The sequence below is a fragment of the Capnocytophaga sp. CM59 genome, from assembly GCF_000293175.1.
In the GTDB taxonomy this organism is placed as follows: Bacteria; Bacteroidota; Bacteroidia; order Flavobacteriales; family Flavobacteriaceae; genus Capnocytophaga; species Capnocytophaga granulosa.
Window position 1 is genome coordinate 1 of the sequence record NZ_ALNN01000009.1, and the last position, 22,616, is coordinate 22,616.

12 protein-coding genes and 1 pseudogene are annotated in these 22,616 nt (G+C 42.6%); 12 read left to right on the top strand and 1 reads right to left on the bottom strand.

The window, feature by feature from the left end; genetic code table 11:
- The first annotated feature begins 230 nt into the window (after window positions 1-230).
- Genes HMPREF1154_RS02510 through HMPREF1154_RS02525 form a run of 4 tightly spaced genes read left to right on the top strand, consistent with a single transcriptional unit; the run spans window position 231 to window position 7,414 of the window.
- The gene (locus HMPREF1154_RS02510) at window positions 231-3,353 is read left to right on the top strand and encodes a TonB-dependent receptor domain-containing protein (RefSeq protein WP_009640995.1); all 3,123 of its coding nucleotides are present in this window, start codon (window positions 231-233) and stop codon (window positions 3,351-3,353) included.
- 12 nt (window positions 3,354-3,365) lie between these two features.
- Window positions 3,366-4,970 carry a RagB/SusD family nutrient uptake outer membrane protein gene (locus HMPREF1154_RS02515; RefSeq protein ID WP_009640996.1) on the top strand — a complete coding sequence of 535 codons (1,605 nt, stop codon included), beginning with the start codon at window positions 3,366-3,368 and terminating at the stop codon, window positions 4,968-4,970.
- Window positions 4,971-4,985: 15 nt separating this feature from the next.
- The gene (locus tag HMPREF1154_RS02520) at window positions 4,986-6,095 is read left to right on the top strand and encodes a substrate import-associated zinc metallohydrolase lipoprotein (RefSeq protein WP_009640997.1); all 1,110 of its coding nucleotides are present in this window, start codon (window positions 4,986-4,988) and stop codon (window positions 6,093-6,095) included.
- A gap of 8 nt (window positions 6,096-6,103) precedes the next feature.
- Window positions 6,104-7,414 (top strand): DUF4302 domain-containing protein, encoded by a 1,311-nt coding sequence (locus HMPREF1154_RS02525; RefSeq protein WP_009641001.1) that lies wholly within the window; start codon window positions 6,104-6,106, stop codon window positions 7,412-7,414.
- Between the two features lie 85 nt (window positions 7,415-7,499).
- Here HMPREF1154_RS02525 and HMPREF1154_RS02530 read toward each other — a convergent pair whose 3' ends face one another.
- On the bottom strand, window positions 7,500-8,945 hold the full coding sequence (locus tag HMPREF1154_RS02530) for a C69 family dipeptidase (protein ID WP_034566760.1): 1,446 nt from the start codon (window positions 8,943-8,945) through the stop codon (window positions 7,500-7,502).
- 436 nt (window positions 8,946-9,381) lie between these two features.
- Between HMPREF1154_RS02530 and HMPREF1154_RS02540 the strand changes: the two genes are divergently transcribed.
- From HMPREF1154_RS02540 to HMPREF1154_RS02575, 8 genes and pseudogenes are all read left to right on the top strand, one after another.
- Complete coding sequence (locus HMPREF1154_RS02540) at window positions 9,382-12,318, top strand: SusC/RagA family TonB-linked outer membrane protein (protein WP_009640988.1); 2,937 nt, start codon at window positions 9,382-9,384, stop codon at window positions 12,316-12,318.
- 10 nt (window positions 12,319-12,328) lie between these two features.
- Entirely contained in the window at window positions 12,329-13,936 is a 1,608-nt protein-coding gene (locus tag HMPREF1154_RS02545) for a RagB/SusD family nutrient uptake outer membrane protein (RefSeq protein ID WP_016421039.1), read from the top strand.
- An 8-nt stretch (window positions 13,937-13,944) separates the two neighbouring features.
- Window positions 13,945-15,051 carry a substrate import-associated zinc metallohydrolase lipoprotein gene (locus tag HMPREF1154_RS02550; protein ID WP_009640984.1) on the top strand — a complete coding sequence of 369 codons (1,107 nt, stop codon included), beginning with the start codon at window positions 13,945-13,947 and terminating at the stop codon, window positions 15,049-15,051.
- 4 nt (window positions 15,052-15,055) lie between these two features.
- Window positions 15,056-16,357: a DUF4302 domain-containing protein gene (locus tag HMPREF1154_RS02555; RefSeq protein WP_009640992.1), complete on the top strand. Its 1,302-nt coding sequence runs from the start codon at window positions 15,056-15,058 to the stop codon at window positions 16,355-16,357.
- 159 nt (window positions 16,358-16,516) lie between these two features.
- On the top strand, window positions 16,517-19,693 hold the full coding sequence (locus tag HMPREF1154_RS02560; RefSeq protein WP_009640978.1) for an efflux RND transporter permease subunit: 3,177 nt from the start codon (window positions 16,517-16,519) through the stop codon (window positions 19,691-19,693).
- 156 nt (window positions 19,694-19,849) lie between these two features.
- Window positions 19,850-20,656: pseudogene (locus tag HMPREF1154_RS02565) on the top strand (M48 family metallopeptidase).
- Between the two features lie 104 nt (window positions 20,657-20,760).
- Window positions 20,761-21,936, top strand: coding sequence for an AAA family ATPase (locus tag HMPREF1154_RS02570; protein WP_009641003.1), 1,176 nt, complete (start codon window positions 20,761-20,763; stop codon window positions 21,934-21,936).
- A complete protein-coding gene (locus HMPREF1154_RS02575) occupies window positions 21,908-22,588 on the top strand; it encodes a hypothetical protein (protein WP_009640985.1) in 681 nt (226 codons plus the stop codon). The genes HMPREF1154_RS02570 and HMPREF1154_RS02575 overlap by 29 nt, the downstream gene beginning before the upstream one ends.
- The last annotated feature ends 28 nt before the right edge of the window (window positions 22,589-22,616 follow it).

The following is a 22,616-nucleotide window of genomic DNA, read 5'->3' on the forward strand; positions in this document are numbered from 1 at the left end:
TCGTATTTTATTCGCATTCTAAATATGATTGACTATAACAAATTATTGTAGGATATATCATTTAAAATTCGTAAATTTGCGAACCTTTTTCTAAAATTAGGTATTTATAAAAGCTCGCAGTAGGATAATATTCTCAAGATATGTCTTGCGGGTGATAAGGAAAACTTTTGATGGAAAAAATCTATTTTAAGTATATAAAGATGAATACAGTCAAATTCAGATTGCTGTGCATGTTCTTACTCCTCTTTGGAGTATGGCATGTCTCCTTAGCTCAAGAGGAGATGAAAATTTCTGGATTGGTAAAAGATTCCCAATCCAAGCCACTGGCTGGCGTACAGGTCAGTGTGAAAGACACCTCTCAAAGTACGTACACCGATTTCGATGGGAAGTATACCCTCGAAATCACTAAGGGGCAAACCTTAGTCTTCGCGCTCAAAGGCATGCAGCCGCAGGAGCTGACCCCAACTTCCCTCGTTGTGGATGTTACTTTGCTTAAAGAAGGTGAGGTAGCCGCCACAAAAGGTGAATCAAAAGCGCCTATGAATACCAACTCACGAGGGCAAACTTCTATCTCCAAAGAAGCAAAGCCTCTATGGGTGCTCAATGGCGTACCACTTCAGGACGATATAGACCTCAAGCCTGAGGATCTGGTATCGGATGATGCTAAGTTGCTCATTGCCTCCGCTATTCCGGGACTTACCGCAGAGAGTATTGAGAGCTTCCGTGTGATCAATGATGCCTCTGCTACTGCAACTTATGGGCCTCGTGCCATCGCGGGGGTAGTGGAAGTGGTGACCAAAAAAGGTACCGCAGGCTCCAGCAGCATTACCTATACCAACGAATCTACTTACCGACTTATTCCTACTTATAATGAGTACAATATCATGAACTCCCAAGACCATATGTCGGTTATACAAGAGCTTATACGTGGTGGACACTTCAAGACAGAAAGCATGTCCGGCCTACAGACCAAGGGAATCATTGGTAAAATGTACGAACTACACAAAACAATCGGCCCTGACGGAAATGCCATAGTGCCCAATACTTCTGCTGGTCGCTTGGCTTATCTACAAGAAGCTGAAAGACGAAATACCAACTGGTTCAAGCAACTTTTCCAAACCTCTGTGATGCAGAACCATACGCTCTCTTTCTCTTCAGGGAATGAAAAATCTACCTATTATGCCTCTATCAATGTACTGGCAGACCCAGGATGGACTAAGGGTAGTAAGTTGGCACAATACTCAGGAAACCTCAATGCCAACTACAACCTTTCTTCCAAATTTATCCTTAATGTCATCACCGACCTTTCCTATCGCGATGAGACCTCTCCTTATATCTCTTCCACAGGTTCGCTCTATAAGTATGCCCTTTATAGCTCCCGTACTTTAGACCCTAAGGCCTACTATACACGTAACTATTCTCCTTATAATATCTTCAATGAGATAGACAATGCTTATATGGATACCGATATAGCAAACCTACGACTACAGGCACAACTTACTTATAAGATTACCCCTAAGGTAGAAGCAGCCATTATGGGGGCTATTCGTTACCAATCAGCTATCTATAATCAGGAAAAAACAGAGAACTCCAACGAGGCACTCTCTTACCGATATATGCCTAACTCTGTGATAAGGAACTATAATTCCAACTTGTACAAAGACCCTAACGACCCCTTCGCCCTACCACTCTCTGTACTTCCTGAAGGAGGGATCCGTAGAAAGACTGAAAATACGACCAATGCCAACAGCTTCCGCGCTACCATTAGCTATAATGACTCTTTCAAGGACGGATTGCATGCCTTGTCCCTATTCGGTGGTTTTGATATGGATAATGCCAAATATACCAACGATGTCAATAGAAACTTCGGAATACTCTATAACTTAGGCTACTATAGTTCTTATAACTATATGATATTTAAGAAACGTCAGGAAGAGGATGACAATAAGTATTATACCATTAATAATACGGTAGGTAACTATCAGGCTTTCTTCGGTAATGCTTCTTATACTTTCAATGGTCGTTACACTTTTACTGGTACTTTGCGTTATGATGCCTCTAACCAGTTCGGGGAATCTCGCTATATCCGCTGGATGCCTACCTGGAACACAGGTCTTACTTGGGACGTTACTCAGGAAAGCTTCTTCAAGTACCTAAAACCACTTTCTCACCTAAATATCTATAGTTCTATAGGGATTACAGCAGTAGCACCATCAGTGAGCAACTCTCTCTCCCAGATCTATCCAAACCTGCCTTGGAAGAACTCCAAGCAACAAGAGTTGGGGCTTAACATCTCTTATTCTGCAAACCACGACCTTACCTATGAGAAAAACCAAGAGCTTAACATAGGTACTCAGTTTGGCTTATTCAATGACCGTATCAACATCTCAGCCGAATGGTTCAATCGTCGCAGCTATGACCTGATCGGGGACATCGTAACCCAAGGGGTAGGTGGTACCATAGTTAAGAAAGGTAATATGGCCGAAATGCGTACCCATGGTTTGGAAATAGGTTTGGAAACTACCAATATCAAGACCGACGATTTCTCTTGGCGTACCTCTTTTATCTACTCTCGTGCTAAGAACGAAATAACCAAGCTCCTTACCAGTCCTAATATTTCTGATATGGTGGGTTATAACTCCTCCGATGCTACATCGGCTGGTGGTTTTGCCAAAGAGGGCTATCCACTAAAATCTCTATTCTCTGTTCCTTTCAACGGACTTGCTAGCAACGGATTGCCTACTTTCCGTGATCAAAACGGGGATGTAACCATGAGTGGTATTCGTTTTGATAACCGAAATGTGGATTTCTTGAAATACTCAGGTACCCTCATTCCTACTGACCGTGGTAGCTTTAGCAATACAATCAACTACAAAGGAATTTCTTTCGGGGTGGTATTTACCTATTCTTACGGAAATGTCGTACGTCTAAGACATTTGAACAATGTATATAACGACTATGCCAATGCTCCTCGAGAACTCAACAATCGTTGGCTTGTACCTGGCGATGAGAACAAGACCAATATTCCTCGCCTCTATACTACCTATATGTATGAAAAGACATACAGCTGGGATCAAATCAGACGTACTTATCTCACTTATGACTATTCCGATGTGCGTATAGCTAAGGGTGATAATATCCGCCTAAAAGAGATTTCTATAGGTTATACCTTTGACAAAGATTTCTTGAGGGATACACGTATCCGCCTGCTCAGCATGAAGTTACAGGCTACCAATGTGGCACTACTCTATGCCGACAAGAAGCTCAACGGAGACGATCCTGACTACCTTGCCAATGGCTATACCCCTATTTCGCCTAAGCGAATTATCTTTACTTTACGTGTAGGACTTTAATACTAAGACGATATGAAAAGATTATATTATATATTTTCAGCTGCCTTTTTAGCACTTACAAGCTGTAACAAACTATTGGACGAACTACCTGATAACCAAGTACGTGTGGACTCTCCTGAAAAGGTAAAGAAACTCTTGGTCAATGCCTATCCTCAGGTAAGTGCCAGCGTCTTGAACGAATTTTCTTCCGATAATATAGGTGATGGAGGAGATCTCGTGAAGTTTGACCCCCCATTGGCCGTAGAAATAGCCAACTGGGAACCCATCAACGAATACTCTGATTATGAGGGATTAAAGTACGTATGGCAATATCACTATGATGCTATTAACCATGCCAATACAGCCCTAGAGGCCATTGACAAATTGGGTAATACCGCTGAGCTACAACCTGCTCGTGGTGAGGCCTTGGTAGCTCGTGCTTACGGGCATTTTGAACTAGTGAACCTCTTTGGGAAGCCTTATAATCCTTCTACCAGTGCCTCTGATCCTGGGATTCCTTATATGCTCGCCCCTGAGACTGAATTGAACAAAAAGTACGAACGTACTTCAGTGGCTAAAATCTACCAGCAGATAGATGCCGACTTGCAAGAGGGATTGCCCCTTATCAATGATAGCTACTATGATATGCCTAAGTATCACTTCAATAAAAGAGCAGCTTATGCCTTTGCAGCACGCTTTTACCTCTATTACCAACAGTGGCAAAAAGCCTTGGATGCAGCCAATGAAGTGCTTACTACCAACGATAGAACCACTAAGAACTTGCTAAGAAACTGGCGAGACTTCCGTGATGTGAGCAAAGTAGGAAGTACCAAACAAGGAAACAGAGCGCTTTACTATACCCGTGATGATATACAGGCGAACCTCTTAGTATTGCCAGTGTATTCGAGCATTACTAACTATTTCTCTGAAGACTATTCCCGCCGTTACACCCACAATAGCCGTATTTCTAACCAGGAAACTTTGGCAGCTCCTAACCTATGGGATACACAAGGAAAGGCTATTATCAATGAGCGCTATTGGTTTATGCCTATTAAGACAGAAAGTAACGATGCCAATACTATTTTCTTTGACAAATGGCCTGCTTTCTCAGGTGATTATTCCAGAAGTATCATGATTCCTTTCACTACCGACGAAACCCTTTTGGTACGTGCCGAAGCTAAGATACACCTCAAGCAGTACGAAAGCGCTGTTAATGACTTGAACCTATGGACATCTAAGTTTATCCAAGTGAAAGAAGTAGCAGGTTATACCAACAAGAACCAAGTAACTCAGGACGAGATTGTGGCTTTCTACAATGGTATAAACTACTCCCAAGCTACCGACGATGGAGCTACTCAGAAGAAGCACTTAAATCCTTCCTTCACTATAGAGGCTGATGGCATACAGGAACCCCTCTTGCACTATTTGCTTGAGTGCCGCCGCGTTCTTACTCTTGGTGATGGCTTGCGTTGGCAGGATATACGCCGCTACAATATAGAGGTAGTACGCTACAAGACCGACGAAAATAACCGTAACCAGTTCTCTGTCAAAGCGGTACTTCCTCCTGATGACCCAAGACGTACGCTTCAGTTGCCTACCATGGTACTACAAGCAGGAATGACCCCTAATCCAAGATAATAAAAATAGTATCTTATGAAAAAAATAATATATATGTTTTTGGCAGCAGCCTTCCTTATGGGCTGTTCCAATGATGATAAAATCAATACCTCCGAAAGTGCTACAACTGCCGACGATGGAGGTGTCAATGGAAAGGTGATTAACCCTCAGAATCCATTGGATAAGTATATAGAAAAGCACTTTTCTCAGCCTTATAGTATAAATATATTATACCGCTTCCTTGAAAGGGAAATCTATAGGTCTTATACGATGGCTCCTACGCGCTACGAAAAAGCGATAGAGTTTGTCAATGTATTTAATTATCTCTTTGTAGAGCCTTATATCAAGATAACCTCCAAGCAGTTCCTCAAAGAACACTCCTTCAATACCATTATATTGATAGGTGAACCTGCTTTCAACTCCACTGGAGCGAAGCTGGTAGGTTTTGCCGCTGCTGGGGTGAAGATTCACTTGTTGGAGATTAATAATATGGACCCTAACAATATCTATTGGCTTAACGACAACATCTTGGCTACACTCTATCATGAGAATGCACACACTTGGCACCAAGCCAAACTCTATCCTACTGATTATGAGAAGATCTCCGCTTCTGACTACAAGCGAGATAACTGGGTAACAGCTTGGAACCTATCCTCAAGAAACTATTTGCCTGCCGGCTTTATGACTGCATACTCTAGCTTTAATAGCGATGAGGACTTCGTAGAGATGTTGGCTCGCTATATCGTATATCACAATGCAACACAGGATTGTGGTTGTGCTACTACAGATAGTTCTCTGGATACCGACGGAGATGGCTTTGATGATGCGCTTTACACCGCTTGGAAGAATAAGTTCTGGAACTACGGAAGCCTAAACGATGGCCAAAACACCTATGAGTCTTCCAATGTATGGGAAGAACAGCTTAAAATAGCGGATGTAAAAATACGCCCTACTGAAACCTATACAGGTAAGCAAAAAATAGAACAGAAAATGGCCATTATGAAGAAATATCTCTTGGAAGAATGGAATATCAATCTTGATGAACTACGTGCTGAAATCCGTAGCCGATACCCTTATGTAGTGGGTCGAGACTTTGAAGGAAATCCTGTACCAAGAAAAGATTTCTCTGTGTTACCTAATAATTAAAATTTGCTATGAAAAGATATATCATATTACTCGTGACACTTTCTTTGGTAGCCTCTTGTAGCTACAAGGAAGATGATAATTTCGACCAGAAACCAGCAGGCCGTATGGCCAATGTCCTAGAGACTTATAAGAACACCCTTGAAGAGGATACTTATTGGCAACTCTCTTATTTCCCTCAGGTAAGCCGACGTTTCTTAGGGCTACCAAGAATGGATCATAGTGTAGGGGGGTATAACATCTTCTTGAAATTCAAGGATGGTAAGGTAAGTGCTTCAGCAGAGTTCATGCCTAATAATGATGAATATACCACTTACTTCTCTTATCAGAATACCGAGGCAATCACTCTTAGTTTTGATACATATAACGATGTATTGCATCACTTCCGCCGTACCTCTGGTCAGTTTCCTAACGCTCGTGGTGGGGATATTGAGTTAGAGATTTTGGAACCTGTAAGTAATGGTTATGCTATTGTAGGACGTTCTTCCACTACCAAAATGACCCTTACCAAGTTCACAGGAAACCGTGAGGAATACCTCAATAAGGTACGTGCTAATACGGAAGTTCTTAAAGACAAAGGTCTTAACGCTGCGCAAATCGGTGGCAAGACAGTTACCATGACTCTCTTCCCCAGCTATCGCCAAATAGCTTTTAGTTATGATGGGCAGGATGTGCAACAGGCCTTTGTGGTAACCGATAAGGGGCTTAAGTTCTACGAACCTGTTACTGTAAATGGGGTTACTTTGGACGAACTCTATATCAATGAGGCAAAAACAGCCCTTACCACACCTGATAATACCCTTACCATTACTCTCCAAGCAGCTCCTCTCCAGCTAACAGAAAACCCTATGAAAGTGTGGTTTGACGAAGGTTTTGTTTCCGATAAGTTTATGACCAGCTACAATACAACCGATTCGTGGATTAAGTGGGCCTATGCTTGGTATGACCTCAAAAGAAATGGCTTTACAGACCTTAGACTTTCCACAATCAAAGGGAATGACAACGAATCAGTTACAGGATTCACTAAGTTTATCTCTTATGTAGAGGGATACGAAGGTGGTGTATGGACTTACTATGAAGTGGATATGGTAGGGGTAGGAGATCACCCTGACCAAGTGCGCTTTATCCTCAAAGACCCATCTGATCACAAAACCCTCAGAACAGGCGAATACCGAAACCAAATACAGTTCTACTCTTGGCTTGTTACCATACTCTATAGAGCTATTGCTAATAATGGACCTTATACAGTAGAGGACGGAGGTGATTATTACAAATTTACCAGTACCACCAATAGCGATTACTGGTTCTACCTTTACAAATAATTAGCATTTCTCATATCATCATTTTCAAAAGGGCTGCCCGCGAGGGTAGCCCTTTTATTTGTTACTAGTGTCACTAATCACTCTCTTATGCACCTGCAAAGCGATACTCGGCTTCTATATCCAGAGTAAGGCGGGTGAAGAGGTCATTGAGTAGCTCACGACTTACGGTAAGTACATCTTCTAAGAGCTGATCAGAAAAGCGTTGTAATAGCTCTTGAGCAGCCGTAGGATGAGTAGGGTAGAGGGCAAGATAATCAGCCTCCATTTCACGTTGGCGTTGTTCCATTTCAGTCTCAAAACGGTCATACACATCGCGTATCACGGGAGCATATTTGTTATAATTGACCATGCCTAAGGTCTGTACACGCCTTAGGATCCAGTAAGCAGCATCCTCTTTGCAGTGGTTATCACCCTTGGTGTAGGCCTCTGGATAGGAAGTAACCCCTTGGTAGATAGGGATAAAAATTCCCAATGCTGCCATACCAAAAGCCACATAATTGATCTCGCCTATAGCCTTAGGTAGCTCAGGTCTTACCTGTAGGATATGAGTATGAGTAGCACGGAAGATAGCCACAGGGCGGTAAGGTTCTTTGGGATTTTGGTGGAAGTAAGGGTCATGTGTCGAGCCTTGGTAGTGGTGGTAGTAAGCACGGCGGACATCAGCTAAGGAGATACAATTTTCACCTTGTACAAATACAGGAAAGTTATTTTCAGTTACATCATTCTCTATTTCAGGACTAAAGAGTGCTTGTAAAGCCCATACGCGTGGGTAATTGTAGGTGGTATCAAGTTTTTCATCACGAATGTAAGCCTTATGGAAGTCAAAAACACCCTTGCTAGGGTCATATAGCTTGTGAGTGATAGCAAACTCAATCAGGTCTTCACTGCCTAGGAAGTGGTGGTTATCCATAGGATCATACTCACGCAGGCGTGCCTGATTAGCTGTTACAAAATATACATTGCTGGGAATACGACTGGCTATCCAGCGGTGGCCAGAGGCGGTTTCCAAATACCATATCTCTTTTTGATCTATGAAACCAACCCCAAAGCCTTCTGCAATCCCATATTTCTCTATAAGAGCTCCCAATCTCTCTACGCCTTCTTTGGCACTGTGGACATAAGGAAGCACTACCGAATTAATAGAAATTTCGCCTAAGCCATTGGGAACTAAGGGGTCAGCAGCTAGGGCTTTTTCACTGCTAAAGATACTCTCGGTAGCACTCATACCCACACCGGCGGTGTTAAAGCCGGCACTTTCCCATTGGTCAGGGTATTGATAAGGAGGCATCCCCATATACCCTAGTGCCTCTTTCGGAAGGGGACAACGGAAACCATTGTTGAAGGATACAAATTCCTCAGGGCCTTGTCCTTTCGCAGGGTGTACTTTTAATCTTTTGGCCACTACAGCACTCCAGTCATCAGAACGTGCTACAATCATAGAACCATCGGTGGTGGCTCGCTTGCCTACAATAATAGTAGTACATTCGGAAGGATTAGAAACATCCTTCATTTGGTCTTTTTCTATTTTCATATTTTTTAGTTTAGCTTTCAAAAACAGAAAGGTAGGTTTTGATTGCAGTAAAATTACGTTTTTTTCCCTAGAAAAACAAATATTAGTTGGTTTTCAGTTTTCAGAGGTCAGTCTCAAAAAGACTGAAAACTGACTTCTGGCCACTGACTATTAAAAAAATATGGAAACTCTTCTGCTTTACCTTTGTCCTCGACTTACATGCCTGGTATCTCCTTTGGGATTACTCCTGATTTTCCCTCTTATGAGCTTTATGATTTAGTGAATAAAAGAACACGAAATTCATGTGTGTTAGGTATGGTTCTTTTAACATCTCTTGCCCTACATAAATAGGGGGAAATGCTTGCTTTTTCCTTTTTTTATTCGTAATTTTGCAAGCCTTTTTCAAAAGGGAAATTTCCCTAACAAGACTCAAAAAATCTATTTTTAATACATAAAGATGAATACAGTGAAAGTCAGATTTCTGCTCTTCTTCTTGCTGTTCTTAGCAGTAGGACAGACCTCTTGGGCACAGGAGGAACTGAAAAAAACGGAGCAGAGCAAGCAGGCCAAAACAAAGCCCAAACCTGCCCCAAAAGCGCCCATGAATACCAATACCCGTGGGCAAACGTCTATCAATCAAGAGGTAAAGCCCCTATGGGTGCTCAATGGGGTTATTCTCCAAGACGAAATAGACCTTAAACCTGAAGATCTCGTCTCCGAAGATGCTAAGTTGCTGATAGCCTCCGCAATCCCAGGCCTTACAGCTGAAAGCATTGAGAGCTTTAGAGTGCTTAAGGATGCCTCTGCTACTGCTGTCTATGGCCCTCGTGCTATCGCAGGAGTAGTGGAAGTGGTCACCAAAAAAGGTGCCGCTGGAACCAGTAGCTTCACCTATACCAACGAATCTACTTTCCGCCTTATTCCTACTTATGACCAGTACAACATTATGAACTCTCAGGAACAAATGTCTGTTATCCAAGAACTGATGCAGGGTGGCCACTATGAGTTCCAAAATGTAGTAACCCAAAAGAACAAAGGGATCGTAGGAAGAATGTATGAACTCTTCTACGAGCTTGATAGACAAGGTAATTCTCGCGTACTCAATACCGAGGCAGGACGTAGGGCTTACCTACAAGAAGCCGAAAGACGTAATACCAATTGGTTCAAGCAACTATTCCAAACTTCCGTAATGCAGAACCATACCCTTTCCTTCTCCTCTGGAAATGAAAAATCTACCTATTATGCCTCCCTAAGCCTCCTCTCAGATCCAGGTTGGCAAAAAGGTAATAAGCTCACTCAGTATGCAACCAATCTCAATGCTAACTATAATCTTTCTTCCAAAGTGCGCTTGGGACTGATCACAGACCTCTCCTACCGAGACCAAACCACTCCTATACAGGATGGCTATAACTATGCATTGAACCACTCTCGAACTCTAAATGCTAAGGACTATTACACAACCAACTATGCTCCTTACAACATCTTCAATGAGATGGACAACGCTTATATAGATACTGATATAGCTACCCTTCGTATACAGGGGCAACTCTCTTGGAAGATCACCCCTAAGATAGAGGCGATTCTCATGGGTGCTATCCGCTACCAAAATAATACCCAAAAGACAGAGTATAAAGAAAATTCCAACTGGGTGCTCTCTTACCGCGCCATGCCCAATACAACTGTGAGAGACAATAATACCAATCTGTACAAAGACCCTAACGATCCTTTCGCCCTTCCAGTGGTGGTACTACCCAAGGGAGGAATTCGTGAGAAGATAGACAAAACCTCACTGGCCAATAACCTCCGTGCAACCCTTAGCTATAAGGATACCTTTGCCGAAGGCTTACATAGTATCGCCTTATTCGGAGGCTTTGAGATGGACAACGCCAAGAATACCAATGATCTGAATCGAAACTATGGCTTGCTCTACAATGCAGGTAACTATGCTTCTTTCTCTTACCTGATGTTCAAGAAGTTGCAAGAAGAATTCCGTAACTACTATACCGTAGCCGATACTGAAAATAACAACCAGGCTTTCTTTGCCAATGCTTCTTATACCCTCAAAGGACGCTATACGGCCAATGGTACTTTGCGCTATGATGCCTCTAACGCTTTCGGGCCTTCTCGCTACCTCCGCTGGATGCCTACTTGGAATGCTGGACTGAAGTGGGATGTGAGCCAAGAGAACTTCTTTGCTTCTCTTAAGCCCCTTTCTCACCTAAGCCTCAAGGCTTCTTTTGGAGTAACGGCTGTAGCACCTTCTGTGAGCAATTCCTTAGCACAGCTCTATATCAACAATCCTTGGCGCAACTCCACTCAGCGTGAGTTAGGTCTTGAAATCCAGAATATTGCCAACCATGACCTGACCTATGAGAAAAACCAAGAGTTAAACATAGGAGCAGACTTGGGCTTCCTCGATGATCGTATCAACCTCTCTGTAGAATGGTTCCACCGTCATAGCTATGACCTGATAGGGGATATTGTTACCCAAGGTACGGGGGGCTTCACTACCAAAAAAGGGAATATGGCTCAAATGCGTATCCGTGGGCTTGAAATAGGCTTAGAGACAACCAATCTCAAAACAGCCGACTTCTCTTGGAAGACTTCCTTTATCTATTCTCGAGCTAAAAATGAAATCACTGAGCTGCTTACCACTCCTACCATTCGTGATATGATAGGCTATTCTACCAGTGCTACCTCCCAAGGAGGGTTCGCCCGCGCAGGCTATCCACTTAAGTCTATCTTCTCAGTTCCTTTCAATGGACTCAACGATAGGGGATTGCCTACTTTCCTCAACGAACACGACCAATCTACCATCGGGGGAATCCGATTCGATAGTCGCAACGTAGATTTTCTAAAATATGCAGGTACCCTCATCCCTACTGATAAGGGAAGCTTTAGCAATACCTTTCACTACAAAGGTATCTCCTTGGGGGTAGTGCTTACTTACTCCTATGGGAATGTGGTACGCCTTAGAAAACTCAGCAATATCTATACCGACTATGGAATTGTCCCTCGTGAGCTCAACAACCGTTGGCAATTCGCTGGTGATGAGACCAAAACCAACATCCCTGTAGTCTATACTACTTTTATGCAAAATGCCTATGGCTACAATGAAATCAGCCAGGCTTATAATACCTATGACTATTCCGATATTCGTATCGCCAAGGGAGATAATATCCGCCTGAAAGAGATCTCTTTAGGCTATACCTTCGATAAGGATTTCTTGCGTGAGACTCGTATCCGCCAGCTTAGTGTCAAGTTACAAGCCACCAACTTAGCCTTACTCTATGCCGATAAGCGCCTTAATGGAGACGATCCTGATTACTTGGTTAACGGATATACCCCTATCTCTCCTAAGCGATTGATATTTACTTTACGTGTAGGACTTTAACCCTAAAATGATGAAAAGAATATACTATATATTAGCCATTACTTCCCTCGCGCTGACCGCTTGTAACGATCAGCTGGATAAAATGCCGGACAATCGCCTGCTGATTGACTCACCTGAAAAGGTACAGCAGACCCTGACCAATGCCTATCCCCAGATAGCCACCACCCTCATTAGCGAATTTTCTTCGGATAATATAGATGATATAGGGGCGGACAATATCTATTCTAACTTCCTCACTCGTGAGGCAGCCTATTGGCAACCTATATTGGAATACAATTACTTGGATGGTTTACAGAATATTTGGGACTTTCACTATAAGGCGATCAGCCATGCCAATGCTGCCTTGGAGGCTATTGAGACGACTCTAAAGGGTGATCCAGCCCTTAATCCTGCCAAAGGGGAAGCCTTAGTAGCTCGTGCCTATGCCCATTTCTGCTTGGCTAACCTCTTCTGTCAGGCTTACAACCCTACCACCAGTGGTACCGACTTAGGGATTCCTTATATTACCGAACCTGAGGCACAGCTCAATCCTAAGCGTGACCGTGGTACTGTAGCCCAGCTATATCAGCAGATCGATCATGACCTTCAGGTGGGGCTTCCTCTTATTGATGATAGTTACTACCAAATGCCTAAGTATCACTTCAATAAGAAAGCAGCTTATGCCTTCGCTGCTCGCTTCTACCTCTATTACCAACAATGGCAAAAAGCAGTAGATGCAGCCAATGTGGTGCTTACTACCAATGAGGCTACAACCAAAACACTCATACGCGAATGGTTAGATTTCCGTGATGCCCAAAAAACAGGTATCCGTTCCCTAACCGCTTATGCACAGGCCTATACCCGTGAAAGTGAAGTAGCCAACCTTATGTTACAACCCGTCTATTCGGAACTCTCTACCACTTATTTTGTAGAAACTAACTATCGATTCGCCCATGCTTATAGAGTAGCAGAGCAAGAAACCTTCTCCACTACCAACCTTTGGGATGCGCGTGCCGAATCAAAGAATAATGGTTATGAGTTCTACTGGTTCATGCCTTTCACGCAGCGTGCCGACCTAAGGGATATAGTCCTACAACCTAAGTTTCCTACCTTTCGAGATGGCTCCTATACTCGTACCATCTTGGTGCCTTTCACCACCGATGAGACCCTCTTGGTGCGTGCCGAGGCAAAAATTATGCTTGGAGAACTCGATAGTGCCGTGGCGGATCTTAATATATGGACTTCCAAGTATCTACGTGGAAGGGTTAATTATAATCCTAATGGCAATACCTTTACCAAGGAAGAGATAACTAACTTCTATAACGATTTGGCTTATAGCCAAAGCACTCCTAGTGGAGCCACTCAAAAGAAACAGCTACATCCTTCCTTTACTCTTACAGCTGAACAGGAACCTTTGATTCATTATGTGTTACAGTGCCGCCGTATCCTTACTATGCATGAGGGACTTCGCTGGCAAGACATCAAGCGCTATGGGATAGAGGTGGCACGCTACCAACATACCAAGCAAGAGAGAGACATCTCTACCATAGAAGGCGTACTAGCTCCCATTGATGCTCGCCGTGCCATACAGCTCCCTGGTACCGCTATAGGTGCCGGTATGCAACCTAATCCAAGATAAAAACACTCATGTTTATGAAAAAAATTATATATATACTCTTAGCAGCAGCCATGGTAAGCTGCTCCGTGGATAATACTCTTACGGCCGATAGTGTTATTCCCAAGGACAATGAGCAAAATGACTCACAACAAGAGGTGCTCAACCCGCCTAACCCCTTAGATACCTACATACAAGAGCGATTTACCAAGCCGTATAATATCCGTATTCTCTACCGCTTCGTGGAGAAGGAAACCACCCGTAGCTGGGTGCTCACCCCCACTAAGTATGACAAGGCGGTACAGTTCGCTTCCGTGTTCAATTATCTATTTATAGAGCCTTATGTAGAGGTAACCTCCAAGGAGTTCATGAAGAAACATTCGTTTAATACCTTGATTCTCATAGGGGAGAATGCCTATCATGCTACCCGTATTCCTATGCGAGGATTGGCTACCAATGGGGTAAAGATCCATATGATGAATATCAACAATATACGCCCCAATAGTATTTTTTACCTCAATGATAATGCTTTACACACCCTCTACCACGAGACAGCTCACACATGGCATCAATCGGTGGATTACCCTACCGATTACAAGCGTATCTCTGGTACCGACTACAAAAGTAATAGCTGGGCTAATAGCTGGACAGGTACCGATTACCTCAAGGCGGGCTTTATCAGCGCTTACGGAAGTAAGGATTCTGATGAGGACTTCGTGGAGATGATCTCTCGCTATATCACCTACTTCAATGCTACACAGGATTGTGGTTGTGTTACCGAGGATACTACTTTGGATACTAATGGAGATGGTTTCGACGATGCCCTCTATACAGCTTGGAAGCGTAGTTTTACTAACTATAACAATGGTGCCTCAGTGGCTTCCTATGACTCGGCTCGTGTATGGGAAGAACAATTGGAATTGGGCAATGCCAAAATCCGCTCTACAGAGCAATATACAGGTAAAGAGAAGCTTGAGCAGAAGATGAAAATGATCCGCCGCTACCTCACCACCACTTGGAATATCAACTTGGATGTCTTGCGCAATAAGATTCGCGAACGCTATCCTTATGTGGCAGGACGTACCTTGAGTGGGCAGGTGGTCCCTCGGAAAGATTTTTCTGATCTAACTAATAATTAAAAAAATGAAAAGATATATTACTCTATTTTTAGCCTTTGCACTCCTTTCGGCTTGTGAATATAAGGAAGAAGCCATATTCAAAAAGGAGGCTAGTGACCGTACTTCCACCACGCTTGATACTTATAAAAAGATCATAGAAAGCTATGATGGCTATTGGTTGCTTTCCTATTATCCGGGGGTAAGCCGTAGCTTCGGGGGATTCCCCGTGGCACCACGCAGTATAGGAGGCTACTCCTTTGTCTTGAAACTCAAAGATGGTAAGGTAAAGGCCTCTTCCGAGGTAAGACCTACCAATGCCGAGGAAGAATCTTACTATACCTATTCCAATACCGAGGGGCCTACCTTGAGTTTTGATACTTTCAATAGTGTCTTAGACCATTTCCGATTCGTCTCTCCAGTATTTACCAATGCTAGAGGAGGGGATATTGAGTTTATCTTCCTCAAAGAAGAAAACGGGGTGCTTACCCTCCGAGGGCGTACCTCCAATAACCTAATGACCCTCACCAAGCTCACCAGCGATAGGGAGGCTTTCCTTACTAAGCTCCGCGAGAATACTCAAGTGCTTAAGGGCAAGGGACTCTCTCCTATCACTATCCAAGGCACTGAAGTGAAGCTTACACACTTCCCTAGTTATCGCCAATTGGTCTTTAGCTATGAAGGACAGACGCTACAGCGTGCCTTCTCTCTTACCGAAAAAGGAATTAAGCTCTATGAACCTGTTGAGATTAAGGGAGTTACCTTCGACGAACTCTATTTCAATGAAGATAAGACGGCCTTGACAACGCCCGATGGTGCTATCTCCACAGCCTTAGTGCCTTGTCCTATCACTTTCTCTACGACTTCTTCTCGTTGGATAAGGGTAGGAGAATACTATACCTCCCAAAGCTATATAGATATTCATAGGGACTTGGACAATCAGGTACGCCGTGGCAAGTGGAGAAACTACTCCCTAAATACCTTTTTTTCCTTTAGAGAACTTATCAAGGGAAATGACGGGGGAACTTCCACTGGTATAACCTTGAGCCTGAGAAATGTCAATCCTAATAATGGTAATTATACTGACTATACCTCGGACTATGAGGCTGATTTTGTGGGGGTAGCAGGTCATCCTGATCAGATAGAGATCTTCTTGAAAGACCCGAACTTCGCCAGCGGATTTTCGCAATACTTCCCCTACCTCACTCCTATTATTGATGAGGTGGTCAATAACAGTCCTTATCAAATAGATGCCACTACTTATGATTACTATTACGATCTACGTAGTGTTAAGAATGGAGAGAAAAGTTGGTTTCTTTTGAGTAAATAGTTAATAGTTAAGGTAATATATAGGGATATAGGGTTTTAGTAACTCTGTATCCCTATATCTCTATAACACTATCATTCCTTGATAAAAAAATATGGAAACTTTTTTTGTTTATTTAGTTTTTTTGCTTTACCTTTGCCCCCGATTTAGAAATTACTTGCGATGGATATAATCAAACTCTCTATCAAGCGACCCAGTGTCCTAATTGTGATGCTCTCCTTATTTCTCCTAGGAGGGTTATATTCTTATAAGCTCCTAAACTACGAACTCATTCCTAAGTTCGAGGTCAATGTGGTAACCATTTCCACTATATATGCAGGAGCATCTCCTTCAGAAATTGAGAGTACCGTAACCAAGAAAATCGAGGATGCGGTATCTTCCTTGGAGAATATCAAAAAAATACAATCTTACTCCTATGAGTCACTCTCTGTGGTGGTTATCCAGCTAACCAACGATGCCAATGTGGACAATACGCTCAATGAGGCTCAGCGTAAGATCAACGCTATTCGTTCTAAGCTCCCTACCGATGTTAAAGAACCTTCTCTCTCCAAGTTTTCCCTTTCGGACTTGCCGATCATCTCACTTGGGGTTACCTCCAATCTTTCCTCACAGGAGCTTTATGACCTAGTGGATAAAAAGATACAGCCTGAACTCTCTCGTGTACCAGGGGTGGCACAGGTCAATATCATTGGTGGACGTAAGAGGGAAATTCGTGTGAATGTGGATGCTCAAAAGCTCGAAGGCTATGGCCTTACGATCGCTCAGGTACAACAGCTTATTGCAGCTTCCAATATAGAAATCCCTGCTGGTAAGCTCAAAACGCGTGAGAATAGTACCTCCATCCGTGTCTTGGGTAAGATTCAGGATGTAGAACAGCTGCGTAACCTTCCATTAGTTTCCAAAAATGGTATCGAAATCCGCCTTTCCGATGTAGCTGATGTACAAGATACCGAAGAGGATGCTGAGAAAATCGCGCGTATCAACCAAGAAAACACGCTCTTGTTGCAAGTACTCAAGCAGACCGATGCCAACGCCGTATCGGTAAGTGAGTTGGTGCGCAAGAAAATGGCACAGATAGAAAAAACATATGTCAATCAAAATGTAAAACTACAGTTGGCAGAGGATACCAGCGAATTTACCCTACATGCGGCTAATTCGGTGATGTTTGACCTTGTATTGGCGATTGTACTCGTAGCCGTGGTGATGTTCTTCTTCCTCCACAGCTTGCGCAACGCACTCATTGTCATGGTCTCTATCCCGACCTCGCTCATTGCGGCCTTTATCGGTATGTACTTCTTTGGCTTTACACTGAACCTGATGAGCTTGGTGGCACTCTCTCTGGTGGTTGGTATCTTGGTGGATGACGCCATCGTGGTCTTGGAGAACATACACCGCCATATGGAGATGGGAAAGAACAAGGTACGTGCTGCCTATGATGGGTCTAAGGAAATTGTCCTTACCGTTATGGCTATTACTATGGTGATTGTGGTGGTATTCGTACCGATTTCTATAGGAAATAGTATAGTGGTCAATATCGTAAAAGAGTTCTGTCTTACTGTGGCTATTGCTACAGCACTCTCTTTGCTGATGTCCTTTACTATAGTGCCTTGGCTTTACTCTCGTTTTGGAAAGTTGGAGCACCCAGATCCTAAATCACTTATGGGCAAGATCTCTATTGGTTTTGAGGGCTTTATCAAGCGTATGACTCACCTTTTCTCTGACCTATTGGTATGGTCGTTCAAGCACAAATGGAAAACATTCATTTTGGTATTCTTCCTCTTTGCAGGTTCTTGTTCGCTCATTCCTACAGGCTATATAGGAACAGACTTTATGCCTAATATGGATAGGGGTAAGTTCCTAATACAGTTTGAGCTGAACAAAGATGCCTCTTTGGAACAGACTAACTTTATTACCCAAAAGGCAGAGAACTATTTGCGTAACCTCAAGGTATCGGGCACCAATAAGCCTTTGGTAGAGCGTATGATTACCACAGTAGGACAGTCTACCAGTGGTATGGGTTCCACTCGGGCTACTGCGTATAAGTCTGAAATACAGATTACTCTTGTGGATAAGAAAGAACGTAGCGAATCCACTACGGTAATTGCCGCTAAGCTCAAGCGAGAATTGAGTCAATACTTGGTTGATGCCAAAGTAAAGACTGTACCTGTTGGCATGATGGGAGCAGAACAAGCACCAATTGCCTTGGTGGTTACCTCCGACGATGTTAAGGTGGCTCAAGAATATGCCGTGAAAACCGCTGAACTACTCAAGACGATACCAGGAGCTACTGAAATAAAGCTTTCCTCAGAGGCAGGGAACCCTGAGATCAATGTACAGCTGAACCGTGATAAGATGGCAATGCTGGGTCTTAATATTGCTACAGTGGGAACGACCATGCGTGTAGCCTTCAACGGAAATGATGATAATAAGTTCCGCACAGGAGACTCCGAATATGATATCAATATCCTATTTGAGGAAGGCAACCGCCAGTCTATAGAGAATATAGAGAATATGATTTTTATCAACAATGCAGGACAACAAGTCAAGCTTTCCCAGTTTGCCGATGTATTCTATGCCTCAGGGCCTACCCAGTTAGAGCGTTATGACAAGTCGCCTTCAGTAACCGTACAAGCCCAATCCGTAGGACGTCCTACAGGTACTATTGTTTCTGAGTGGAAAACCAAGTTAGAAACCTTGCAGAAACCCGCCAATGTACAGTTCGTCTTCTCTGGAGATCAAGAGATGCAGGACGAAGGGTTCGGAACAATATTTGTATCCCTTTTTGCCGCAATCTTATTGGTGTACATGGTAATGGTAGTGCTCTATAACAGTTTTTCTCGTCCGTTTGTGGTCTTGTTCTCTATCCCACTTTCCTTTATTGGAGCTTTGATTGCCTTGGCCATGGCCAATATGTCGCTTAATGTCTTCACCCTCTTGGGGATCATCATGCTCATCGGTTTGGTGGCTAAGAATGCGATTATGATTGTGGATTTCGCCAACCACCGCAAGGAGGAAGGAGAAGATACGGTAACGGCACTGATACAAGCCAACCATGCGCGTTTCCGTCCGATCCTAATGACCACCATTGCCATGGTGGCAGGGATGATACCTTTGGCTATAGCCTCTGGCTCAGGAGCTGAGGTTAATAATGCCTTAGCGATTGTAATCATCGGAGGGCTAATCTCCTCTCTGTTCTTGACTTTGATTATTGTGCCACTGGTATATCTAATCTTTGACAACATAGGTAAGCGTTTCGGAAAAGGTACCAAGCCAGACTATGATCGCCTGATGATCGCCGACTACGAACATAGGGAAATCAAAGCAGAACACGAGATATAACAATTAGTGACCAATGATTAGTGACCAATGACTAATACTATAAAGGATTAGTCATTGGTCATTAATCATTATTGGCATTAAATATTAACAGTTGATAATCAACAATTAACAATTAAATTCCTTATATTTGCACTCGGTAATTATAAAGAGATTTATATGAAAAAAACAATTTTGACAGTCTTGTGTATGGTAGCAGTAGCTACTGCGCAAGCACAGATTAATATTGGAAAGATGGCCAGTGCCGCTACCAAAGGCGTACAAGCACTTTCCTTTAGCAATGAGGATGCTCAAAAGCTATCCAAAGAATCAGTAGAGTGGATGGATGCCCATAATAAAGTGGCGGATGCAAAAAGTCCTTATACTAAGTGACTTAATCGTCTTTTCGGCAAACACAAAAACGAAGACGGCATGACCCTCAACTACAAGGTGTACTTGGTAACCGATATCAATGCCTTTGCCTGTGCCGATGGTAGTGTACGCGTTTTCTCCTCCCTTATGGACCTTATGACTGATGATGAGCTTTTGGCAATCATTGGTCACGAGATTGGCCACGTAAAGAACGAGGATACCAAGGATGCTATTAAGGCAGCCTATACCAGAGCCGCCCTACAAGAAGCAGGTGCAGCCGCTTCCAATACGGTAAAGACCTTGAGCGAAAGCCAATTAGGCGAAATGGCCGAAGCTATGCTTGATGCCAAGCACAGCAAAAAGCAAGAATCCCAAGCCGATGAGTACTCTTATAACTTCATGAAGAAGCATGGTTACAATGTAGTGGCGGTATATACAGCCTTTAAGAAATTAGCCCTACTCTCTGGCGGGGAGACCCAAAGCCGCTTCCAAAAGATGATGAGCTCACACCCTGATAGTGAAAAGCGAGCAGAAGCAGCTAAGAAACGCGCTATCAAGGACGGACTTTGGAAAGACCCAGGAGAAGTGAAACTTCCTACAACGCCTATTGAGTAATAGAGCAGTTGCTAAAAAACTAAATTCTTTTGTTACAGCTTGTAGCAAAAGAATTTGTTTTTTACAGCTAATAGTTTTATTTTTGCATAGTAGAAATTATAACAATGAATCAACAGCTGTATATAAAAAACTTTGGCCCTATTGCGCAAATGGATATTCCTCTAAAGCCTCTGATGGTTTTTATAGGTGAATCTGGTAGTGGGAAAAGTGCTATCCTTAAGCTTATATCACTCCTCAAATGGGTACATAAGCAGAATAATCTACGTACTTTCTTTGTAAAAGCAGGAATTGCTAAGAAAAAAAGCGATTATAGTAGGCTGAATTCTGAAGCCCTACTCAAAACAAGTGGACTAAGTGAGTTTATACGTAAGGATACTGAAATAAGGTTCCAAATAGGGGATTCCCTTTACCAGAGTAAAGGGAAAATACTTACAGATACCAAGCTACAAGGTGATTTGACGCTGGATAAAATAGCTTTTGTCAGTGAGAATAGGGGGGTACTTCCCGATATTTATGCCAATAAGATTCCAAGAAACTTTAAGATTCCTTATTATTTGGAAGATACTTACAATAATTTTCTAACAGCCTTTGAACAATTTGACAAAAAGGAATTCCTAATAGAAAGTACGGACTTAATACTCTTTCAGAAAAAGGGGATACTTCCTCAATTCTTTGTAAAAGATAAGTCGGTAGGTAATACCTTTGAGATGCATCTTGAAAATAGCTCAAGTGGTACCAAAACAGCCCTTTTTCCAGAGATTATTGTCTCTTACCTTACTCAAAAATATGATTTTGGAGAAGTCCTAACAGGGGCTTTTAATGATTTCCTAATGAGTAAAATCCAGCAAATGCAGCAAATGGGCAATATGGAGGCGGTTAAAAATATCAATTCAGCTCATTTTACAACAAAGACCCTTTCTGTCTTTATAGAAGAACCCGAACTCTCTCTTTATCCCTCAGCACAAAGGAGGTTGATTAACCGATTGGCTAAGGATTGTTTCCCTTTGGGCAAAGAACTGGATCGTCAAGTCCAATTGGCTTTCGCCACTCATAGTCCCTATATTGTCAATCACCTTAACCTACTGATCAAGGCCTTTGATAATTCAGATACCCGATTTACCAATGGTGCGGCTATAAACTATGAACACTTAGGGGTTTGGAAAATTGACAATGGTAGGTTACATGACCTAAAAGCAACCGACCAACATTTTATCGATGTAATGGATTTATCAGAAGACATAAATGAAATCTATGACAATTACAACGCCATTAATCGATGATTATTTTCAAGTACAGCTTCCCCAATCACTGAAACTTAACAGAAAAATCCAGCTAAGGCAGGGGCTTACCAAGGAAAAAGAATTTGACTTACAAGATAGTGCAAGGGAGAGTGTGATAGTAATGGCTAAGGGAACAGGAAAATCCTCTTATAGGAATGAGCAGGAATGGTCGTTGTATATCCTTGACTTTGAGCACTATAAAGCGCAGCTGAATAATAGTGCTATACTCAAAGGGGAAGGACTAACCCGTATGTGTGATTATTTTATTATAGATACAGAGGTTGAAATTTGTATTTTAAATGAAATATCTTCTGCTATTGATATAGAGAATCTTGATAAGCCTACAGAAGACTTCAGAGGAGGAAAATCTGAAAAAGCACAAAAACAACTATTAGATTCTTTGAAAACTATAAAAAAGTGTGTGCCCCTTTGGCAAATGCTTTCAAACGCAAAGGATAGAATATGTTTGTTTTCCTATAGAATAGCACAAGAAAAGAATCCGTTAATCAATAAGATACAAACTCCCTTTAATCGTCCTTTACAGGTAGAGACCTCTATTTCCAAAGAAAGAGGTGTAGCCTATCGCAATGACGATATAGAACAATTGGGCTTTCAGTACAGAAGAACAGAAAGGATTTTTAGAATATCTTAAAATAAAAAACAAAACCTCTAAACTTAAA